General features: G+C 62.7%; 13 protein-coding genes. 7 read left to right on the top strand and 6 right to left on the bottom strand.

Features of this window, described 5'->3' with window-relative positions:
* Window positions 1-70: 70 nt before the first annotated feature.
* Together IVB41_RS16650 and IVB41_RS16645 are read left to right on the top strand one after the other, a co-directional pair.
* Window positions 71-2572 carry a GAF domain-containing protein gene (locus tag IVB41_RS16650; protein WP_247432956.1) on the top strand — a complete coding sequence of 834 codons (2502 nt, stop codon included), beginning with the start codon at window positions 71-73 and terminating at the stop codon, window positions 2570-2572.
* Between the two features lie 78 nt (window positions 2573-2650).
* Entirely contained in the window at window positions 2651-4294 is a 1644-nt protein-coding gene (locus tag IVB41_RS16645; RefSeq protein ID WP_247434793.1) for an alpha/beta-hydrolase family protein, read from the top strand.
* A gap of 3 nt (window positions 4295-4297) precedes the next feature.
* Here IVB41_RS16645 and IVB41_RS16640 read toward each other — a convergent pair whose 3' ends face one another.
* The 3 genes from IVB41_RS16640 to IVB41_RS16630 all read right to left on the bottom strand — a co-directional run bounded on the left by IVB41_RS16640 (window position 4298) and on the right by IVB41_RS16630 (window position 7860).
* Window positions 4298-5878, bottom strand: a complete 1581-nt coding sequence (locus tag IVB41_RS16640; RefSeq protein ID WP_027569105.1) for an MDR family MFS transporter — start codon at window positions 5876-5878, stop codon at window positions 4298-4300.
* Between the two features lie 207 nt (window positions 5879-6085).
* Window positions 6086-7177: a M12 family metallopeptidase gene (locus IVB41_RS16635; protein WP_247359848.1), complete on the bottom strand. Its 1092-nt coding sequence runs from the start codon at window positions 7175-7177 to the stop codon at window positions 6086-6088.
* Window positions 7178-7344: 167 nt separating this feature from the next.
* On the bottom strand, window positions 7345-7860 hold the full coding sequence (locus IVB41_RS16630; RefSeq protein ID WP_247432953.1) for a YcgN family cysteine cluster protein: 516 nt from the start codon (window positions 7858-7860) through the stop codon (window positions 7345-7347).
* A 294-nt stretch (window positions 7861-8154) separates the two neighbouring features.
* Here IVB41_RS16630 and IVB41_RS16625 point away from each other — a divergent pair, with 294 nt between their 5' ends.
* From IVB41_RS16625 to IVB41_RS16610, 4 genes are all read left to right on the top strand, one after another.
* Window positions 8155-10443 carry a transglycosylase domain-containing protein gene (locus tag IVB41_RS16625; RefSeq protein ID WP_027569102.1) on the top strand — a complete coding sequence of 763 codons (2289 nt, stop codon included), beginning with the start codon at window positions 8155-8157 and terminating at the stop codon, window positions 10441-10443.
* A gap of 9 nt (window positions 10444-10452) precedes the next feature.
* Entirely contained in the window at window positions 10453-11031 is a 579-nt protein-coding gene (locus IVB41_RS16620) for a DUF1214 domain-containing protein (protein WP_007593444.1), read from the top strand.
* Complete coding sequence (locus tag IVB41_RS16615; RefSeq protein ID WP_027569101.1) at window positions 11028-11612, top strand: DUF1254 domain-containing protein; 585 nt, start codon at window positions 11028-11030, stop codon at window positions 11610-11612. The genes IVB41_RS16620 and IVB41_RS16615 overlap by 4 nt, the downstream gene beginning before the upstream one ends.
* A gap of 398 nt (window positions 11613-12010) precedes the next feature.
* Window positions 12011-12148 carry a hypothetical protein gene (locus IVB41_RS16610; RefSeq protein ID WP_247432951.1) on the top strand — a complete coding sequence of 46 codons (138 nt, stop codon included), beginning with the start codon at window positions 12011-12013 and terminating at the stop codon, window positions 12146-12148.
* Window positions 12149-12188: 40 nt separating this feature from the next.
* Here the strand turns inward: IVB41_RS16610 and IVB41_RS16605 are convergent, their stop codons facing one another.
* From IVB41_RS16605 to IVB41_RS16595, 3 genes are all read right to left on the bottom strand, one after another.
* Window positions 12189-12584: a response regulator gene (locus IVB41_RS16605; RefSeq protein WP_247288815.1), complete on the bottom strand. Its 396-nt coding sequence runs from the start codon at window positions 12582-12584 to the stop codon at window positions 12189-12191.
* 311 nt (window positions 12585-12895) lie between these two features.
* Window positions 12896-13084: a hypothetical protein gene (locus IVB41_RS16600; RefSeq protein WP_027569099.1), complete on the bottom strand. Its 189-nt coding sequence runs from the start codon at window positions 13082-13084 to the stop codon at window positions 12896-12898.
* A gap of 235 nt (window positions 13085-13319) precedes the next feature.
* Complete coding sequence (locus tag IVB41_RS16595; protein ID WP_247432948.1) at window positions 13320-15281, bottom strand: PAS domain-containing sensor histidine kinase; 1962 nt, start codon at window positions 15279-15281, stop codon at window positions 13320-13322.
* A 334-nt stretch (window positions 15282-15615) separates the two neighbouring features.
* On the opposite strand from IVB41_RS16595, the gene IVB41_RS16590 reads away from it, so the two are divergent.
* Window positions 15616-16935, top strand: a complete 1320-nt coding sequence (locus IVB41_RS16590) for a hypothetical protein (protein ID WP_247432945.1) — start codon at window positions 15616-15618, stop codon at window positions 16933-16935.
* The last annotated feature ends 405 nt before the right edge of the window (window positions 16936-17340 follow it).

The following is a 17340-nucleotide window of genomic DNA, read 5'->3' as shown; positions in this document are numbered from 1 at the left end:
GCTCCGGCCGCAGGAGATGTGATAATCCGCCCTGGTGCCGCGCTTGTCGCAGCATCAAGCCGGATTGCGAATGACCGCCCCTTCCAACGACATCGCGGAACTCAAGCGCCTGTTACAGGCGGCCACAGCCGAGAACGCGCAGCTTCGCAGCGAGCTCGCGATTGCGCGCGATCGTCAGAACGCCAGCGCCGGCATTCTGCGCACCATCGCGGCCTCTCCCTCCGATGCCCGGCCGGTCTTCGAGGCGATTGCGTCCAGCTCCAGGCGCTTGCTCGGCGGCTTCTCCGCCACCGTGCTTCAGTTCATCGAGGACGAGCTCCACCTCGTGGCGTTCACACCGACCAGCCCCGAGGCGGACGAAGGGCTCAAGGCGTCGTTCCCGCGCAAGATTGCCGACTTTCCGACCTTCGCGCTGGTGCGTGGCGGCGAGACGATCCAGTTTCCAGATAGCGAAGCCGCGGAGGTCCCGGAGCTGAACCGGAATCTCGCGCGGCTGCGCGGCTTCCGCAGCGTGCTGTTCATGCCCTTGATGAACCGGGGGACGCCAGTCGGCATGATCAGCGTCACGCGCGCCGAGCCCGGCGCGTTCGCAACCGACCTCGTCCAGCTGCTCCAGACCTTTGCCGATCAGGCGGTGATCGCGATCGAGAATGCGCGGCTGTTCAACGAGACGCGCGAGACGCTGGAGCGCCAGACCGCCACCGCCGACATCCTGAAAGTGATGGCCGCCTCGCCGTCCGACGTACAGCCGGTGTTCGACGCCATCGCCGCCAACGCCAACCGGCTGATCGGCGGCTTCTCCACGGCGGTGCTGCGCTACATCGGCGGCGCCGCGCACCTTGCGGCGTTCACGCCGACCGATCCGGCCGGTGATCGCGTGCTGCAGTCCTCGTTCCCGGTGCCATTCGCGCAGTTCCCGCCCTACCGGCTCGTGGCCGATGGGGTGGCGGCGCAATTGCCCGACACCGAGGTCGAACCGGCGGCCCGCGACATCGCGCGCGCCCGCGGCTACCGCAGCATGCTGTTCGCGCCCTTGATGAGCGACGGTGAGGCCATCGGCGTCATCATCGCCACGCGACGCGCGACCGGCGCGTTCGGCGAGCACCACGTGCGGCTGTTGCAGACCTTCGCCGACCAGGCGGTGATCGCGATCAAGAATGTCAGCCTGTTCAATACCACGAGGGAGGCGCTGGAACGGCAGACCGCGACCGCCGACATCCTCAAGGTGATCGCGGCCTCGCCCGCGGATGTGACGCCGGTGTTCCAGGCGATCTCCGATAGCGCCAAGTCCCTGGTCGGCGGACATTCCTCCACCGTCACGCGCGTCATCGACGGCCTGCTGCACCTGGCCGCCTTCAGCACCGACAACGAAGCCGGCAATGAAGAGCTGCTCAGCTCGTTCCCGGCGCCGCTGTCGGCATCCGGCATTCACAGCCGGGTGGCAAGAAGCGGAGAGTTCGCATCCCGCAGCGACATGCAGAACGAGCCCGACCTCACGGACGCCATGAGAGAGCTGGCGCGGACGCGAGGTTATCGCAGCATCCTCGTGATCCCGATGCTGCGCGACGGCGTCGCGATCGGCACCATCGGCGTGACGCGGCCGGAGGCCGGTCCTTTCCCGGACAAGGCGATCGCCCTGCTCAAGACCTTTGCCGACCAGGCCGTGATCGCCATCGAGAACACGCGCCTGTTCAACGAGGTGCAGGATCGCACCCGGGACCTCGCCAAATCGCTCGACGATTTGCGCGCAGCCCAGGACCGGCTGGTCCAGACCGAGAAGCTGGCGTCGCTCGGCCAGCTCACGGCCGGCATCGCGCACGAGATCAAGAATCCGCTCAACTTCGTCAACAATTTTGCATCCCTGTCCGCCGAACTGACGGACGAACTGAACGAGGCGCTCGCGCCTGTCCCGCTCGCGGACGACGTCCGCAGCGATGTCGACGAGCTGACTGGACTGTTGAAGGACAATCTCGCGAAGATCGTGCAGCATGGCAGGCGCGCCGACTCCATCGTCAAGAACATGCTGCTGCATTCCCGCGAGGGCGGCGGCGAGCATCGGCTGAGCGACATCAACGCGCTGGTCGAAGAGAGCCTCAACCTTGCCTTTCACGGCGCCCGCGCCGAGAAGCCACAGTTCGACGTGACGCTGAAGCGCGAGCTCGATCCGGCGGCCGGGCAAGCGGAAGTGTTTCCGCAGGAGATCACCCGGGTGCTGCTGAACCTGATCTCGAATGGCTTCCACGCGGTCGCCAAGCGCAAGTCGGATGACGGCGCCGCCGATTACGAGCCGGTGGTGATCGCCGCGACACGCAACCGGGGCGACAGCATCGAGATCCGCATCCGCGACAATGGCACCGGCATTCCGCACGACGTGAAGGAAAAGATGTTCGATCCGTTCTTCACCACCAAGCCGGCCGGCGAAGGCACCGGTCTCGGATTGTCGATGAGCCACGACATCGTCGTGAAGCAGCACGGCGGCACCATCGACGTCGCGACGGAGCCGGGCAAGTTCACGGAATTCACGATCCAGCTGCCGCGACAGAGCAGCTTTTCAGACCAGAACAAGAGATAGACTCGCCCGGAGGATGCCGTGACGAATCTGGCTTGGCTCGTTCGACGGCAATTGCTCTCGCTGTCCGGTATCGGCCTCATGCTGGGCGCTCTGTTCTTTGCTGCCGCGCTGACGCCGACGCTGATTCCGCGGAGCTATCTCACGCAAGGCGCGCTTGCCGGCGGCTGTTTTGCGATCGGCTATTTCGCCGGCGTGCTGTGGCGCCGGCTATGGCACTATCTCGAATTCCCCGAACCTTCGCCGCGGGCGAGATCGATTGCGAATGCGCTGGTCACAGCCGGTTGCCTGCTGGTCGTCGTTATCTTCCTGCGGCGAACCGCCGAATGGCAGAATTCGATCCGCACAGTGATGGAGATGACGCCGGTCGAGACCGCGCATCCGCTCAAGGTCTGCGTCATCGCCCTGATCACGTTCGCCGTTCTGCTGGTGCTGGGGCGGCTGTTCGCGTTTGTCGCCCGCTTTCTCGCCGTACGCACAAAGCGCGTCATTCCGCGGAAGCTCGCCAATGTCCTCGGCGTGCTGATCGCAGGCTTGCTGTTCTGGTCGATCGCCAGCAACGTCCTAGTCCGGACCGCGTTCAACGCGCTCGACTCCTCCTTCCGCGAACTCGACGCCCTGCAAGAGCCCGAGCGGCCGCAACCGGCCGCCCCCGATCGAACCGGGAGTTCTGCGTCGCTGGTGAAGTGGCAGGAACTCGGGCGCATGGGGCGCCGGTTCATTGCCTCGGGCCCGAACGCGACAGAGATCAGCGCCGTTACCGGACAGCCCGCGCAGGATCCCGTGCGCGTCTATGTCGGTCTCGGCAGCCGCGACACGGCCCAGGCGCGCGCCAAGCTTGCGCTCGAGGAGCTCAAGCGCCAGCACGGTTTTCAACGCAAGGTCCTGATCGTCGTTACGCCGACCGGCACCGGCTGGGTCGATCCATCCGCGATGGATACGGTGGAATATCTCCACCATGGCGATGTCGCGAGCGTCGCGATGCAATATTCGTATCTCAACAGCCCGCTGTCGCTGCTGTTTCAGCCCGAATACGGAGCGGAGGCGTCGCGTGCGCTGTTCGCCGAAATCTACGGCTACTGGACGAGCTTGCCCAAGGACAAGCGGCCAAAGCTGTATCTGCACGGGCTCAGCCTCGGCGCCATGAACTCGGAAAAATCCGCAGAATTGTTCGAAACAATCGGCGATCCCATCGCCGGCGCACTATGGAGCGGAGCGCCATTCGAGAGCCGCATCTGGCGCTCGATTACCGATAACCGCAATCCAGGATCACCGGCGTGGCTACCAAAATTCCGCGACGGCCGCTTCGTGCGCTTCATGAACCAGAACGGACCGACGGTGCCGCCGGATACGCCCTGGGGCCCGATGCGCGTGGTCTATCTGCAATATGCCAGTGACGCGATCACATTCTTCGACTACGGCGACGCCTATCAGGCGCCGGCCTGGATGGACGCACCGCGCGGGCCTGACGTATCGTCGGAACTGCGATGGTACCCCATCGTCACGATGCTGCAGCTCGCTCTCGACATGGCGGTCGCAACCAACACGCCGATGGGTTTTGGCCATGTCTACGCGCCCGAACACTACGTCGATGGCTGGGTCGCGGTCACAGATGTCGGCGATTGGTCTGCCGAAGCGCTCGCACGGCTCAAGTACCAGCTCGCGACGAAAGCGCGGAAGACGGGCGCGGGCAATGGCGACGATGATCCCGACCGCGGTGGCTAACCCTTACTCCGCCATCTCCACCTGCTGCGTGACGGAGGGACCGGCCAGCGGCCGCTCCTCCATCATGATCAGGCAGAGCGCGGCGCCGGCCATCAGCGCGGTGGCGGCGCCGAACACGTAGCGGAACGCATGCCGCATGTCCTCGGCGGGGATCGCATTGACGGCGCCGTGATGCTCGCCGGCGAGTGGAACGTCGGCACCGAGGGCGATGAGCAGGATGGCCGCGAACGCCGCGACCGTGAACGAGGACATCAGCGAGCGGAAGAAGTTCAAGGCGCCGGTGATGGTGCCGACCTGCGGACGGGCGACCGAATTCTGCACCGAGACCACGCAGACCGGAAAGGTGGTGCCGAGGCCAAGCGCAAACGCGGCCATCAGTGTCAGCAGTGCCCAGAGCGGCAACGTCGTCAACGTCAGGCCGAGGCCGCACAGGGCAGCCCAGGACGTTCCGACGATGGCGACCCGCTTGTAGTGCTTGGCGCGCGCCATGGTGCGGCCGGCGACGGCCGCGCCGACGGTCGAGACCGCCGCGAGCGGAATCAGCGCAAGGCCCGCTTCGCTGGCGCTGAGGTGATAGACCGCCTCGTAATAGAGCGGCAGCTGCACGGTGAGGCCCGTGATCGCACCGAGCGCGCAGCCGCCGGCCGTCAGCCCGAACGGCACAACCGATCCTCCGAGCAGCGGCAGCGGCAGGAACGGTTCGTCCGCCCGTCGCGCGTGCCAAACGAAGGTGACCGCGAGCGCGACCGCGCCGCCCACCATCGCAAGAACGGTCGGCGAGAGCCACGGGAAGCGCGTGCCGCCCCAGGTCAGCACCAGCATGAAGACGACGGCAGAGGCCATCAGCAGCACGCCGCCGAGCCAGTCGACCTTGCGCTTGCGGTGGAACACCGGGATCTTTTTCATCCGGGGCAACAGCAGCGCGATCGCCGCGGCCGCGAGCGGCACATTGATCCAGAAGATCATCGACCAGTGCAGATGCTCGGCGAACACGCCGCCGATGACCGGGCCGAGAATGCCGCCGACCATCCACACGCTGGAGAAATAGGCCTGGTACTGGCCGCGCTCGCGTGGGCTCACGACGTCGGAAATCACGGTCTGCACGACAGGCATGATGCCGCCGCCGCCCAGTCCCTGGAGACCGCGTGCGAGAATCAGCATCGGCAGGTTCGGCGCGATCGCGCACAGCACCGAGCCCGCGACGAACAGGCTGAGCGAGATGATGATCATCATGCGGCGGCCGTAGATGTCGCTGAGTGTGCCGAACACCGGCGCGACCGCGGTCGACGCGAGCAGATAGGCGGTGATGACCCAGGAGAGATTGGAGACATCGTGGAACTGGCGTCCGATGGTCGGCAGCGCGGTGGCAACGATGGTCTGGTCCAGTGCGGCCAGGAACATCGTCAGCATCAGGCTGATGACGATGGTGCGGACCTCGTCCTGCGACAACGGCGCCGGCGGCGCAAGCGAGGGAGCGTCATCGACGCTCAAGACCTCGCTCGGAAGGCGGGACAATTCCTCGGCGATGTCGTCGGGCAATGTCTGGGTGTCGGCAGAACTGCTCTGCCGCTCGAACTTGTTCATCTCGACCGGAAGCCATGGGGCGGCGCAACGCCGCGAAGGATTCGTTCTATGCAGTCCAATGTAGACAGCAAAGTTCTTCCCAGGCAGGCACCGCGGCGCATGGGTGCATCCCAAAGTCGGGCCATCGCGACGATTGGCGTACGGACCCAGGTGAGAGTCGCAGGACCCCCGTCGCTGCTGGCAGCCCTGCGACGTCCCAGGGCACCTTTAGGAAAACATCAGTGCCGTCTTGCCCGAGGGGCCTGGATGCACCAGTCGCAGCCGGGCAATATAGCTTCGGCCGGCGAACAATTTGTAGGAAATCCTCGCGTTTCGATCCTCGCCGCTATCATCGTCGCCCACGAGAAACCGCGGCGTTCCGTTCACCTCCTCGAACAGGACCAGCGTTGCGTCAGACGGCCCTTTGGTCTCGATGGTATATTTGCGTGAGGCGCTGGGTTTGATCGCATAGTCCATCTGCTGACCAGCGGCGAGATCGACCACGGCCGGATGGAAGGGCTGAAGCGTCGTCAAGGCCGGCTGTAGCGGCGGATACCAACGGCGGATCCACTGCTTGTCTCCGGCGGAGAGCGTCCCCGGAGGAACCAGACCATTGGCCTCGTAAGGCTTCGGCTCCGCAATCAGCCCCGGCTCAAACTCGTATTCCATGATGGAATCCGGGTCCCATGTTGAACCCTGTACCTGCTGCGGGGTGAGCTTCTCCAGGATGTTGTGAAACGTCGTCGAGCGGCTCCACTTGTTGGGCGGGGCGCCCAGCGACTTGTAAACAGCCTCGTCATGCCACTTGATGCCGGCGAAGGGGTTTTGATGCTCGTGCTCCATGCCAAGCACGTGTCCGAGTTCGTGCAGTGCAGTGCCGCTGCCATATTGCGAGGTCAGATCCCAACCATACACGGTGGTCGGCTCGGTCTGGGATACCTGCAGCACGTCCCTGCCAACCTGCGAGGCCGACGATCCGTCTGGCACTGAATAGCCAATTCGCACTTCGGCTTCAGCGAGTTGGGAGACCTCCTGGAATTCGAGGCCGATGCCTACCGCCTTCCATTTCGCGAAGGCCTTGCGTACCGCGTCCGCCTGGGCCCTGGGAACTTCAAAGTGACCCGAGGTGAAAAAGCAGTAGTGCAGGACCGTGCCGTTCACCCACTTGGATCGGCTCGAGATAATCGCACGTGCGCGAAGGGTGTCGGCCATGACAGCCGGACTGAGCTGCGGCAGGACTCTTGGGCCGTTCTGACAAAATGGCCGGGCCTGACCTTTGACCACGGGAGATTTCTTCGCCTGCTTTTGCGACTTTGCCATAAGCCTCTCCAAAGATTTACGCCCCCGGGTGGGGGACTGAAAACAGAAGGCAAGAGAAAAAACGGATCCGTAAAACGGCGCCAGTCTATCACAATCTCAGATTGTATCAATATGCTGCGCCAGAGGCTGGGCGTCCGCGCCGGTGCGACGTCGATCTCGCAGGCGGATCAGTCCTTCGGACGTCGCTTCAGCCGGGCCCGTTTCGGAAGCTGCGCCGGCCACTGCACGATGTGGTTCTCGAGCTCATCGTCCGGGATCTCCACCTCGCTGCCTTCGACCCGTCCGCGCACGGAGACGCCCGCCTCATGCACGGTGTCGGGATCGCCTGACACCAGCGGATGCCACCAATAGAGGTCGCGCCCTTCCGCGACGAGCTTGTAGCCGCAGCTCGGCGGCAGCCAGTTCAGGGTGCGGACATTGGCCGGGGTCAGGCGGACGCAGTCCGGAACCTTGTCGGAACGATTCGCATAGTCCCTGCAGCCGCAGGTCACCCCATCGAGCAGCTTGCAGCCGACATGGGTGAAATAGATGTCGCCGGTGCCATCTTCCTCGAGCTTGTTCAGGCAGCAGCGGCCGCAGCCGTCGCACAGGCTCTCCCATTCGGGCCCCGACATCTCTTCCAAGGTCTTGGTTTTCCAGAAGAATCCTTCCTGGCCTGAAGGTCGTTTGGGAGCTGCGGTCATGCGCCTCAACAAAAGTTCGAAAGAGCTACGGCTGATGCCATCTAGGGCGTGCGGCCGCGGGGCTGCAAGCAACGCCCGCGTGAGGCCCGTAATGAACCGGGGTCAATTAGGCCTGTTGTTCAAAATCGCAAGCGTGACCATTGGTTTATAGGCCCTGCTCGGCTAGAAGGAACAGCAAGTCCCCACCGTCGCTGGCCGGGCGCCTTGGGTTTGCCGCAACACTCCCGCAAGACGTCTCGATGCCGCCCCGGCCGGGTGCTTGAACGCTTTCGAACCAAGCCGCAAGGGTTCTAGGTGCGCCAGATCATACCACCGCATTGGAAGGCCCGGATCCGGAATTTCTTCCTGGATCTCGATGCGCGCATCGACTCCTCGCTGTTCTCCTCGGCCAAGGGCATCCGCGAGCTCTACGAGCGCTACTCGACCTTCATGGACCGCTTCTATGTCGGGCGTTGGAAGCGCTGGGTGTTCATCGAGCCGCTGTCGGAGGCTGCGACCCTCGGCCTCGGCGGCCTGGTTGTGATGCTGACCCTCGCCATCCCGGCCTTCCGCGAGACCGCGGACGAGGACTGGCTGAAGAAGTCCGACCTCGCGGTGACCTTCCTCGACCGCTACGGCAACCCGATCGGCAGCCGCGGCATCAAGCACAACGATTCGATCCCGCTGGAAGATTTTCCGGACGTGCTGATCAAGGCGACCCTCGCGACCGAGGACCGCCGCTTCTACGAGCATTTCGGCATCGACATCGCCGGCACCGCGCGCGCGCTCGTCACCAACGCCCAGGCTGGCGGCGTCCGCCAGGGCGGCTCCTCGATCACCCAGCAGCTCGCCAAGAACCTGTTCCTGAGCAACGAGCGCACCATCGAACGCAAGGTCAACGAAGCCTTCCTCGCGGTCTGGCTGGAATGGCGCCTGACCAAGAACGAGATCCTCAAGCTGTATCTCGACCGCGCCTATATGGGCGGCGGCACCTTCGGCGTCGACGGCGCCGCGCATTTCTACTTCAACAAGTCGGCACGTGACGTGACGCTCGCCGAAGCCGCGATGCTCGCCGGCCTGTTCAAGGCGCCGACCAAATACGCGCCTCACATCAACCTGCCCGCCGCACGCGCCCGCGCCAACGTTGTGCTCGACAACCTCGTCGACGCCGGCTTCATGACCGAGGGCCAGGTGTTCGGCGCCCGCCGCAATCCCGCCTTCGCGGTCGACCGCCGCTACGAGGCCTCGCCGAATTACTATCTCGACTACGCCTTCGACGAGATGCGCAAGCTGGTCGACACCTTCCCGAAATCCTACACCGAGCGCGTCTTCGTGGTCCGGCTCGCGATCGACACCAATGTGCAGAAGGCTGCGGAGGACGCGGTCGAGAACCAGCTCCGCCAGTTCGGCCGCGACTATCACGCGACCCAGGCAGCGACCGTCGTCTCCGATCTCGACGGCGGCATTCGCGCCATGGTCGGCGGCCGCGACTACGGCGCCAGCCAGTTCAACCGCGCCACCGACGCCTACCGCCAGCCGGGCTCGTCGTTCAAGCCTTACGTCTACACCACCGCGCTCCTCAACGGCTTCACGCCGAATTCGATCGTGGTGGACGGCCCGGTCTGCATCGGCAATTGGTGCCCGCAAAACTATGGCCATTCCTATTCCGGCGCAGTGACGCTGACACAGGCGATCACGCGTTCGATCAACGTCGTGCCGGTCAAGCTGTCGATCGCAATCGGCCAGAAGAACGAGCCCAAAGCGCAGAACCCGGCCAAGGTCGGCCGCGCCAAGATCGTCGAGGTCGCCCGCCGCTTCGGCCTCAAGGCGCCGCTGCCCGACACGCCGTCGCTGCCGATCGGCTCGGACGAAGTCACCGTGCTCGAGCACGCTGTGGCGTATGCGACCTTCCCCAACCGCGGCAAGGCGGTGACGCCGCATTCCGTGCTCGAAGTGCGCACCGGCGCAGGCGATCCGGTCTGGCGCTGGGACCGCGACGGGCCGAAGCCGCGCCAGGCGATCCCCGCCTCGGTGGCCGCCGACATGGCCGGCATGATGAGCCACGTCGTCAGCGAAGGCACCGCGCGCCGCGCAGCCCTTGACGGCATTCCGACCGCGGGCAAGACCGGCACCACCAATGCCTATCGCGACGCCTGGTTCGTCGGCTACACCGGCAATTTCACCTGCGCGGTCTGGTACGGCAATGACGACTATTCGCCGACCAACCGCATGACCGGCGGCTCGCTGCCGGCGCAGACCTGGCACGACATCATGCTCGCGGCGCATCAGGGCGTCGAGGTCCGGGAAATCGCCGGCATCGGCATGGGCCAGAAGCTGCCGCCCGAGCGGATCGCCAACGCGCAGGCCAATGCGGCGCCGAAGGTGCTGGAGACCAAGCCCGGTCCGCCGCCGGTATTGACCAAGCGCGGCGCCGACGTGTTGGTGCGGGTCGAGAAGCTGCTGGATGACGCTGCCAGGACCGCGACCAAATCGGCGGCCACCGATCCCAAGCAAGCCAAGCCGGCATCGTCCACGAGCGCGCTCGCCTTCCCGCAGAACTATGCGGAAGAGAATGCGAACGCATCCGCCCCGCGCAAGAACTGATCGAAACAAGTGCGGCTGATCCTGATCACATTGACGGCTCTTCTGCTCGCAACCGTGGTGGGCGTCGGCGCGACCTGGATGACGACGACGCGCGGCACCGAGATCGGCGCGCTGACCATCGGCCCCTGGACCGCGCGTCCGCGCACCGGCACCGCCGATGTCGATCCGTATTCGCGCGCCACCATCGTGCGCAACGGCGAGCTGCCGATCGGCACCGGCGACGGCGTCGCCTTCACCGCGACCGCCGACGACAAGAAGAAGGTGCTCGACGGCCGCTGCGACGTCGTGGTCTCCGGCGTGACGCCGCCGGCACGGTTCTGGACGCTGACGCTTTATGACCGCAAGGGTCATCTCGTCCCGAATTCGCTGCAGCGCTACGGCTTCACCAGCCAGGAGATCGTGCGGCAGTCCGACGGCTCGTTCGAGATCCGCATCGCCTCGCGCTCGCGCGCCGGCAACTGGCTGCCGACCGGCGGCATCGAGCGTTACGCGCTGATGCTGCGGCTCTACGACACCCCGGTCGGCGTTGCCACCCGCACCCAGCGCGACGCGCCGATGCCCACCATCACGACGGCGGGCTGCTCATGATCCGGCTGTTGTTCACAATCGTTGCCGGCGTGGTGCTGGGCCTCGTGGTCCATCTCGTCAGCGTGCTGGCGTTGCCGCGGATCGCGACCCAGGACGCCTATTCGCGGCTGACGCCGATGACGAAGCTCAACGGCGTCACCCAGCTTCCGCTCGCCGATCCCAGCACCTCGCCGATGCCGTTCATGGACCCGGCCTTTGCGCTGGCGATCTGCCGCTACGATCTGTCGAACGGGCCGATCAAGCTGACGGTCCCCGTCAGCCAGGCCTACACCTCGGTGTCGTTCTACACCCGCAACGAGATCGCCTATTACGCCATCAACGACCGCTCGGCCGGCAAGAAGGTGATCGAGCTCGATTTGATGACCGAGCCGCAGCACAACGAACTGCCGGAGGACGAAGAGATCACCGCCGCCGACCGCCTGATCATCGATTCCCCCAGCACCACCGGCCTGATCGTGATGAAGGCTCTCGCCCCCGAGCCCGGCCTGATGCCGCAGGCGCAAGGCTCGCTTGCGGCCGCGAGTTGCGGCCCGCAGACCGAGGCGCCGGCCAAGGCGGAGGCGCCGCGCGGCCGGCGCTGAAGGGCTCCGCTTTGGCAGCGCAAAAACAAAAACTCGAAAAACAACCCCATGCACAGTAGCGGGGGCGTTGAAATCGTTAGCCATTTTGGTTGCACCAAATAGGCGTTTGCCGGACCGATACATCCCTGCCCGTCGCGCTGTTCGGCTTTGACTCGTCGGGCAAAACACTGGCAGAATGGCATCATCGAAAGTTCACCCGCGCGGAGCAATCCGCTGCGGGTTTTTTCATGCTGGAGCAGCTTGCGCTTAGAATGGCGGGGCTCGTTCGAGATTGTCCCCGCCTGAATTCGGAACGAACATTCGACCCTTGAATCATTCCACGTCGGCTGAGTGTCGGATGTCCAACCGGGTCGCGCTTAAACCAGTTCGCCCGTGAGGCCGCAGCGGAATTGCTGCGCATGGCAAAAACCACAAAGGATCCCACGGTCGCTGCTGGCTTCGTACAGCGTGCCTCAGACCTGAAAGACGGCACCGGCGAGCTTCCTGCCATCGATGTCGAGGCCATGGCCGAACAGCCGCCCAAGCCCTTCGAATAACTAAGGCTGCCTCGGTCGGCGAAGGCTTCGTCCACTCCCCTCAGGACTGAGCGGGCGGAGCTCCGGTGTTCAGAAGTTGAGCTACGGCGGTCACGATTTGCGCAGGTGCAAATGGCTTGGTCAGCAAGATGCTGTTGGGCACGCCGTGGGCGGGCCATTGATCGGCCGCCGCGCCTGTCATGTAAATCACAGAGATGTCCGGATTTAGCTCCCTGGCGCGATGGCCGACTTGCCAGCCATCGAGCTTTCCGAACAAATTTATATCGGTAACGAGTGCGCGATACTTGGTTTGGTTGCCCTGCAGAAGACTAACTGCATCCTCCCCACTGACGGCGACTTCGGCTTCAAAGCCGCCATCTGACAATGCGTCGGCCACCATGTCGCGGATAAGCTGTTCGTCTTCGACGACGAGGATAGTAACTCCCGCCCCTTGCATGCTGTCCCCCTGCGCACCCCGCTGTGCGATCGGGGAAGGAACTCGCGATAAAGAGTTATGTTCCATTTTGAACACAGCGAGCAAGGGTCCCCCGCCCAACGAATGTCAGCTCGACTTCAGGAGTGCAGCTTCTTGCGCGACTTCCCGATCAATTCGCGAAGGCCCGCGACATGCTCGTGGAGGATGCGCCGCCGGGCCTAGTCGCCCTCGCGGACTTTCACTTTTGGCTTGGCCGGCGGCTTATCGCGCCTGACATCGCACCAGCCGCACGGCCGCAGGCGGCCTGGATCTAGATCGATCTTTTCACGCTCTCAGGGCTGCGGCGGTTCTTCTGGCGGGCTTGGTGGCGGCAGTCCGTATTCCAAGGCGCGCTTTGCCGCCAGCTTTCTGTAAGCCGCCGCCTGGTTCAACAGCTGAGTTTTGAAGGTCGAATCCTGCTCGCCCGCGGCCAGTTTCTCCAGACTGACGGCGCGCTCCAGGTATTCGGTCAACAGTTTCATCGCCGCCCCCGGCTTTTCTCCGACCCGTAAAAATCTCACGGCGCGAAAAAAGGTCAAGCGGGGAAAGTCCGGCTACCGATCCACTCCCTCAGGGTGAGCGCAGTAAGGGAATCTTGGTGCCCGTTGAGGCACCAGGCAGACAGGGAGGGATGACGGCTAAGGCCCAGAGAGCGGACGGTGCTACAGTGATCGCCGCCGGCCAGCGGTCAGGATACTACCGCTGGTTAGACCTTGGTCATTCAAACTGATCCAGAATCTCTCGCACCTTCAGCGCTAGTTTTGCTTGCGAGATTGGCTTCTCCAGCAGGTTGACGCCTTCATCAAGCCTTCCCTGATGGACCACGGCATTGCGCGAATAGCCGGTCATGTACAGGATCTTCAGTCCAGGTCTAATTTGATGCGCGCGCCTGCCGAGTTCGCGACCATTGATCCCCGGCATGACCACGTCAGTGAGAAGAAGGTCCACCTTCGAGTCGTCTTGCAGGAGAATGGTCAGAGCGGCCTGGGCGCTGCGGGCCGAGAGGACGCGATAGTTGAGCTCCCGCAGGACGTCAGAGATATAGACGCGCAGATCTTCATCGTCCTCGACGACGAGAACGGTCTCGGATAGCTCACCCTCGGCAATTTCTTCGGGTGCGATTTCCTCGCGCGGTGTGCTTCCGGAAAAGCGCGGAAAGTACATCTTGATGGTGGTGCCTTGCCCCACCTCGCTGTAGATTTTTGCGTGGCCTCCGGATTGCTTGACGAAGCCGTAGACCTGGCTCAGGCCAAGCCCGGTGCCGTGGCCCGGCTCCTTTGTCGTAAAGAAGGGCTCAAAGGCGTGACTGAGAACGTCCCGCGACATTCCGCCTCCGGTGTCAGTCACGCAAATGGCGACGTACTGACCGGGCGCCAGTTCAGGATTGAGCCGGCAGTAATCATCGTCGGCGGAGATGTTGGCTGCTTCCAAAGTCAGCTTTCCGCCGTGGGGCATGGCGTCACGAGCGTTGATTGCCAGGTTGACGATGGCTGACTCCAGATGATTGGCGTCGGCTTCGATTTCCCAAAGACCCGCACTTCCGACGGTCTGGACTTCGATGCGCTCTCCGAGCGTGCGCTGAAGGAATTCCTGCAGGCTATTGACGTAGTTGTTTATGTTGATTGGTTTGGGATCAAGCGCTTGTCGGCGCGAAAATGCCAACAAGCGACTGGTCAACGCCGCGGCTCTCTGCGCGCCTCGTTTGGCGTTTGCGAGCGCCCGGTTCAGATTGGCTCCGGGCGCCTTGGCGTGCCGTTCAGCTGTCTCGAGATTGCCAAGGACGATCATGAGCAGATTGTTGAAGTCGTGCGCGATCCCGCCGCTGAGTTGCCCCACCGCCTCCAGCTTTTGGGATGCGGCGAGTTGCTCCTGAACGTGCTTGAGCTCGTCCTCGGCGCGCTTCCGGTCCGTAACGTCGCGCGTGACTTTGGCGAACCCGACGATGTTTCCGGCCTCGTCCGTGATGCGATCGATGATGACCGACGCCCAAAAGCGGGAGCCGTCTTTTCGCAGGCGCCAGCCTTCCGCTTCGAAGCGACCATGCTCCGCCGCCTCTGAAAGCGCACGCTTGGGCACACCGACTTCTATCTCTTCAGGCGTGTAAAAAGCGCTGAATTGCCGACCGATGATCTCCGGCGGCGCGTAGCCCTTGATCCGCTCTGCTCCGGGATTCCAGGTTGTCACGTTGCCGAGTGGGTCGAGCTGAAAGATCGCGTAATCGACCACGGCCTCGACCAGCTGGCGATAGCGCCGCTCACTATCGAGAAGCTCTTCATGGGCTTCCTGACGTTCGGTAACGTCTCGCGTGACCTTGGCGAAGCCGATCACTTCACCGGCTTGATTGCGGACGGCATCGATGATGACCGATGCCCAGAAACGGCTTCCGTCCTTGCGGACTCTCCATCCTTCGGCGCTGAAGCGGCCTTCTCGTGCTGCGACGCTCAAGGCGCGCTCTGGAAGCCCATTGTCGCGATCATCTGGCGTATAGAAGGATGCGAACGACTTGCCGATGATTTCGTCAGGCGAGTAGCCCTTCAACCGCTGGGCACCGGAGTTCCAGCTGCGGACTGTGCCGTCGAGGTCGATCATGTAGATGGCGTAATCAACGATTGCGTCGATGAGCAGTTGAAGGCGCGCAGTATCGTCGATCCCGTCAAGTTTTGACTGGTGGGCTTGCAAATGGTCGACTCCGGTGTCGGGGGAAACAGTTTAACCGCGAAGTCTTTTTATTGTTCCGTAGTGCTGCTCCGTGCCAGCCTCGGATGGCATGATCTCTGTCGGGGTCTGAAGTCCGTTAAGGGCGGTTATCGGATTCCAGAAAAAGCGCTGGTGGCATGTCTGCTGAGGGCCAACAAGCGGACTTCGCTGAACTGAGCGCCTATCGGTTTCGGTACCGAAAATGGCGATGCCGCCCCGATGTCGCTCCGCAAGGACCACGGTTTACCAACCATTAGGGTGCTGCGGGCCACAACCAAAGGCTGTTCCACCATCTAGCGAAGAGCCTCGACCGCAGGTGAAATCTCAAGCGCTATTTAAGATTCTTGGCGACACTTGCATCTCCGCTGTGATTGCCGCCTTCTCGGCGGCTTGCGTCTGGAGCGCGGCTGTCGCGATGGGCATCGTGCTCATGTTCGCGCCCGGCTTAATGGTTCTTTTTTTCGCTGCATATGCCGCGCCGTTCATTCTTTTGCCCATCTATGGACTTGCGAAACAGCGAATCGGCTTTGTTTTTGGACCGATCATCCTTGCCGGCATCGTCTATGGCGGTTCGTTCTTACTGATAACGGAAGAAAAGGATCTGTTCATAGGTCTCACATCCTACACGGCCGAACCCGAGCGAAAAAACCATACGCTGCTCGCGGTTGAAGACGACAACAATAATCTTTGCGATAAGGTCTGTATCAAGGTTCTGGCCACATCCAATCACACGGTTGCGCTTCGATCTAACACTCGGGCTCCCCGTAGTTGGATGCTCTATTCCCAAGCTGAGGGCGCTACATGTCTTGGGAAAGATAACGCCAGACTTGCTCTTGAATTTCTTCTATCGGGCTACCCCGGAAAGTGTGCGACGCGACGGGAAGTCGCCGAATTTGAGGACGGTTTACTGTTACGTATAATAACGTCAGACGCGAGATGGCCACGAAAGTCAGATCTTCCGAAGGGGTTCACGGGCGAAACCGACGAATATTTTGAACGCATTGGCGGCAAGGATCGCTTTCTGGCTCGTCATATCAAAGGTGGCCTCTCGAACCGAACGCAATTCCTGCTTCTGTTTGAAAGGCGACCGCCAGCAATCGATGCAGGGCCGCCGATCGACCGGTTGTCTTTTCTCGCTAACGCTATCGGAACTGACATCGAAACTCTCCGAAAACCAGCCGAGCCGTTCCCATTCGACGAAGTGCTGACTGGCGTTGAGAAATACTTCGATCAAAAGGACGCGATTGGCGCAGATGCGCTCGGAACGGCAAGATGGACCTGGTCGCAGATCGCATCCAATGCATCGAGGACGCAACCTCAACTATTGAGAGAGCGCATTCTTCGTTTGCTCAAAAGTCACGAAGCCTTTCGGATCAACATGGGCATCGAAGCCATATACAACTTGCGATTAGATGAGCGCACTTTTCCAGATGATGTGATGCTCGACCTGGTGTTTGCTCCGATAACGGAACCAGCCACGATTTCACTTCTCGAAAAACAGTTGGAGCGACAATTTGCTCGGGGCCGGCTGGCTCCGGCTGGCGACGTGCTCGAACGAGCAAGAAGTCATTTGAACGACCCAAACCTCAAGCCTTGGCAGTCACGCATCCTCGGTCGCATTAGTCAGCTCCAATGAGAAGATGCTACCATGATGGGGCCACCGCTTCTGCGGCGGACAGAGTCGCTCAGCGTAAACACGCAAGTATGCTCCTTCGCAGAGCTGGAGGAGTAGGATACCCCATGACGTAGAGATAACCACCGACCCACAGCAACCTGAGGTCCGCAATGGGTCTTGGTCGTGTAAAAACGCTGTTGCATGACGCGGACCAGCGCGGTTGAGCTCAGGCTATCGCGGTCCGATCAATTTGGGAAAGTTTTACGGCCGCTCGACCAGAACTCATCCTGAGGCAATGTCGGGGCTCTTTTACGCGCCCCATGAACCGCAACGGCCGCGCGGCAACGCCCGTATCACGCCCTCACCGCCGCCAGCAGCGGTTTCATCCCGACGATGTTCAGCACGCGTGTCAGATTGTAGCCGAGC

Origin of the sequence: Bradyrhizobium sp. 44, from assembly GCF_023073095.1 — a bacterium.
Lineage (GTDB): Bacteria > Pseudomonadota > Alphaproteobacteria > Rhizobiales > Xanthobacteraceae > Bradyrhizobium.
Note: the sequence above shows the minus strand (reverse complement) of the source record. Positions and strands in the feature narration are given on the sequence as shown.

What these genes read in the sequence shown, in the direction of transcription:
- IVB41_RS16640 (WP_027569105.1), bottom strand. Translation starts at nt 5,878, where the DNA reads ATGAACAAGTTCGAGCGGCAGAGCAGTTCTGCCGACACCCAGACATTG.
- IVB41_RS16605 (WP_247288815.1), bottom strand. Translation starts at nt 12,584, where the DNA reads ATGCAAGGGGCGGGAGTTACTATCCTCGTCGTCGAAGACGAACAGCTT.
- IVB41_RS16630 (WP_247432953.1), bottom strand. Translation starts at nt 7,860, where the DNA reads ATGACCGCAGCTCCCAAACGACCTTCAGGCCAGGAAGGATTCTTCTGG.
- IVB41_RS16645 (WP_247434793.1), top strand. Translation starts at nt 2,651, where the DNA reads ATGCTGGGCGCTCTGTTCTTTGCTGCCGCGCTGACGCCGACGCTGATT.
- IVB41_RS16600 (WP_027569099.1), bottom strand. Translation starts at nt 13,084, where the DNA reads ATGAAACTGTTGACCGAATACCTGGAGCGCGCCGTCAGTCTGGAGAAA.
- IVB41_RS16635 (WP_247359848.1), bottom strand. Translation starts at nt 7,177, where the DNA reads ATGGCAAAGTCGCAAAAGCAGGCGAAGAAATCTCCCGTGGTCAAAGGT.
- IVB41_RS16610 (WP_247432951.1), top strand. Translation starts at nt 12,011, where the DNA reads ATGGCAAAAACCACAAAGGATCCCACGGTCGCTGCTGGCTTCGTACAG.
- IVB41_RS16650 (WP_247432956.1), top strand. Translation starts at nt 71, where the DNA reads ATGACCGCCCCTTCCAACGACATCGCGGAACTCAAGCGCCTGTTACAG.
- IVB41_RS16615 (WP_027569101.1), top strand. Translation starts at nt 11,028, where the DNA reads ATGATCCGGCTGTTGTTCACAATCGTTGCCGGCGTGGTGCTGGGCCTC.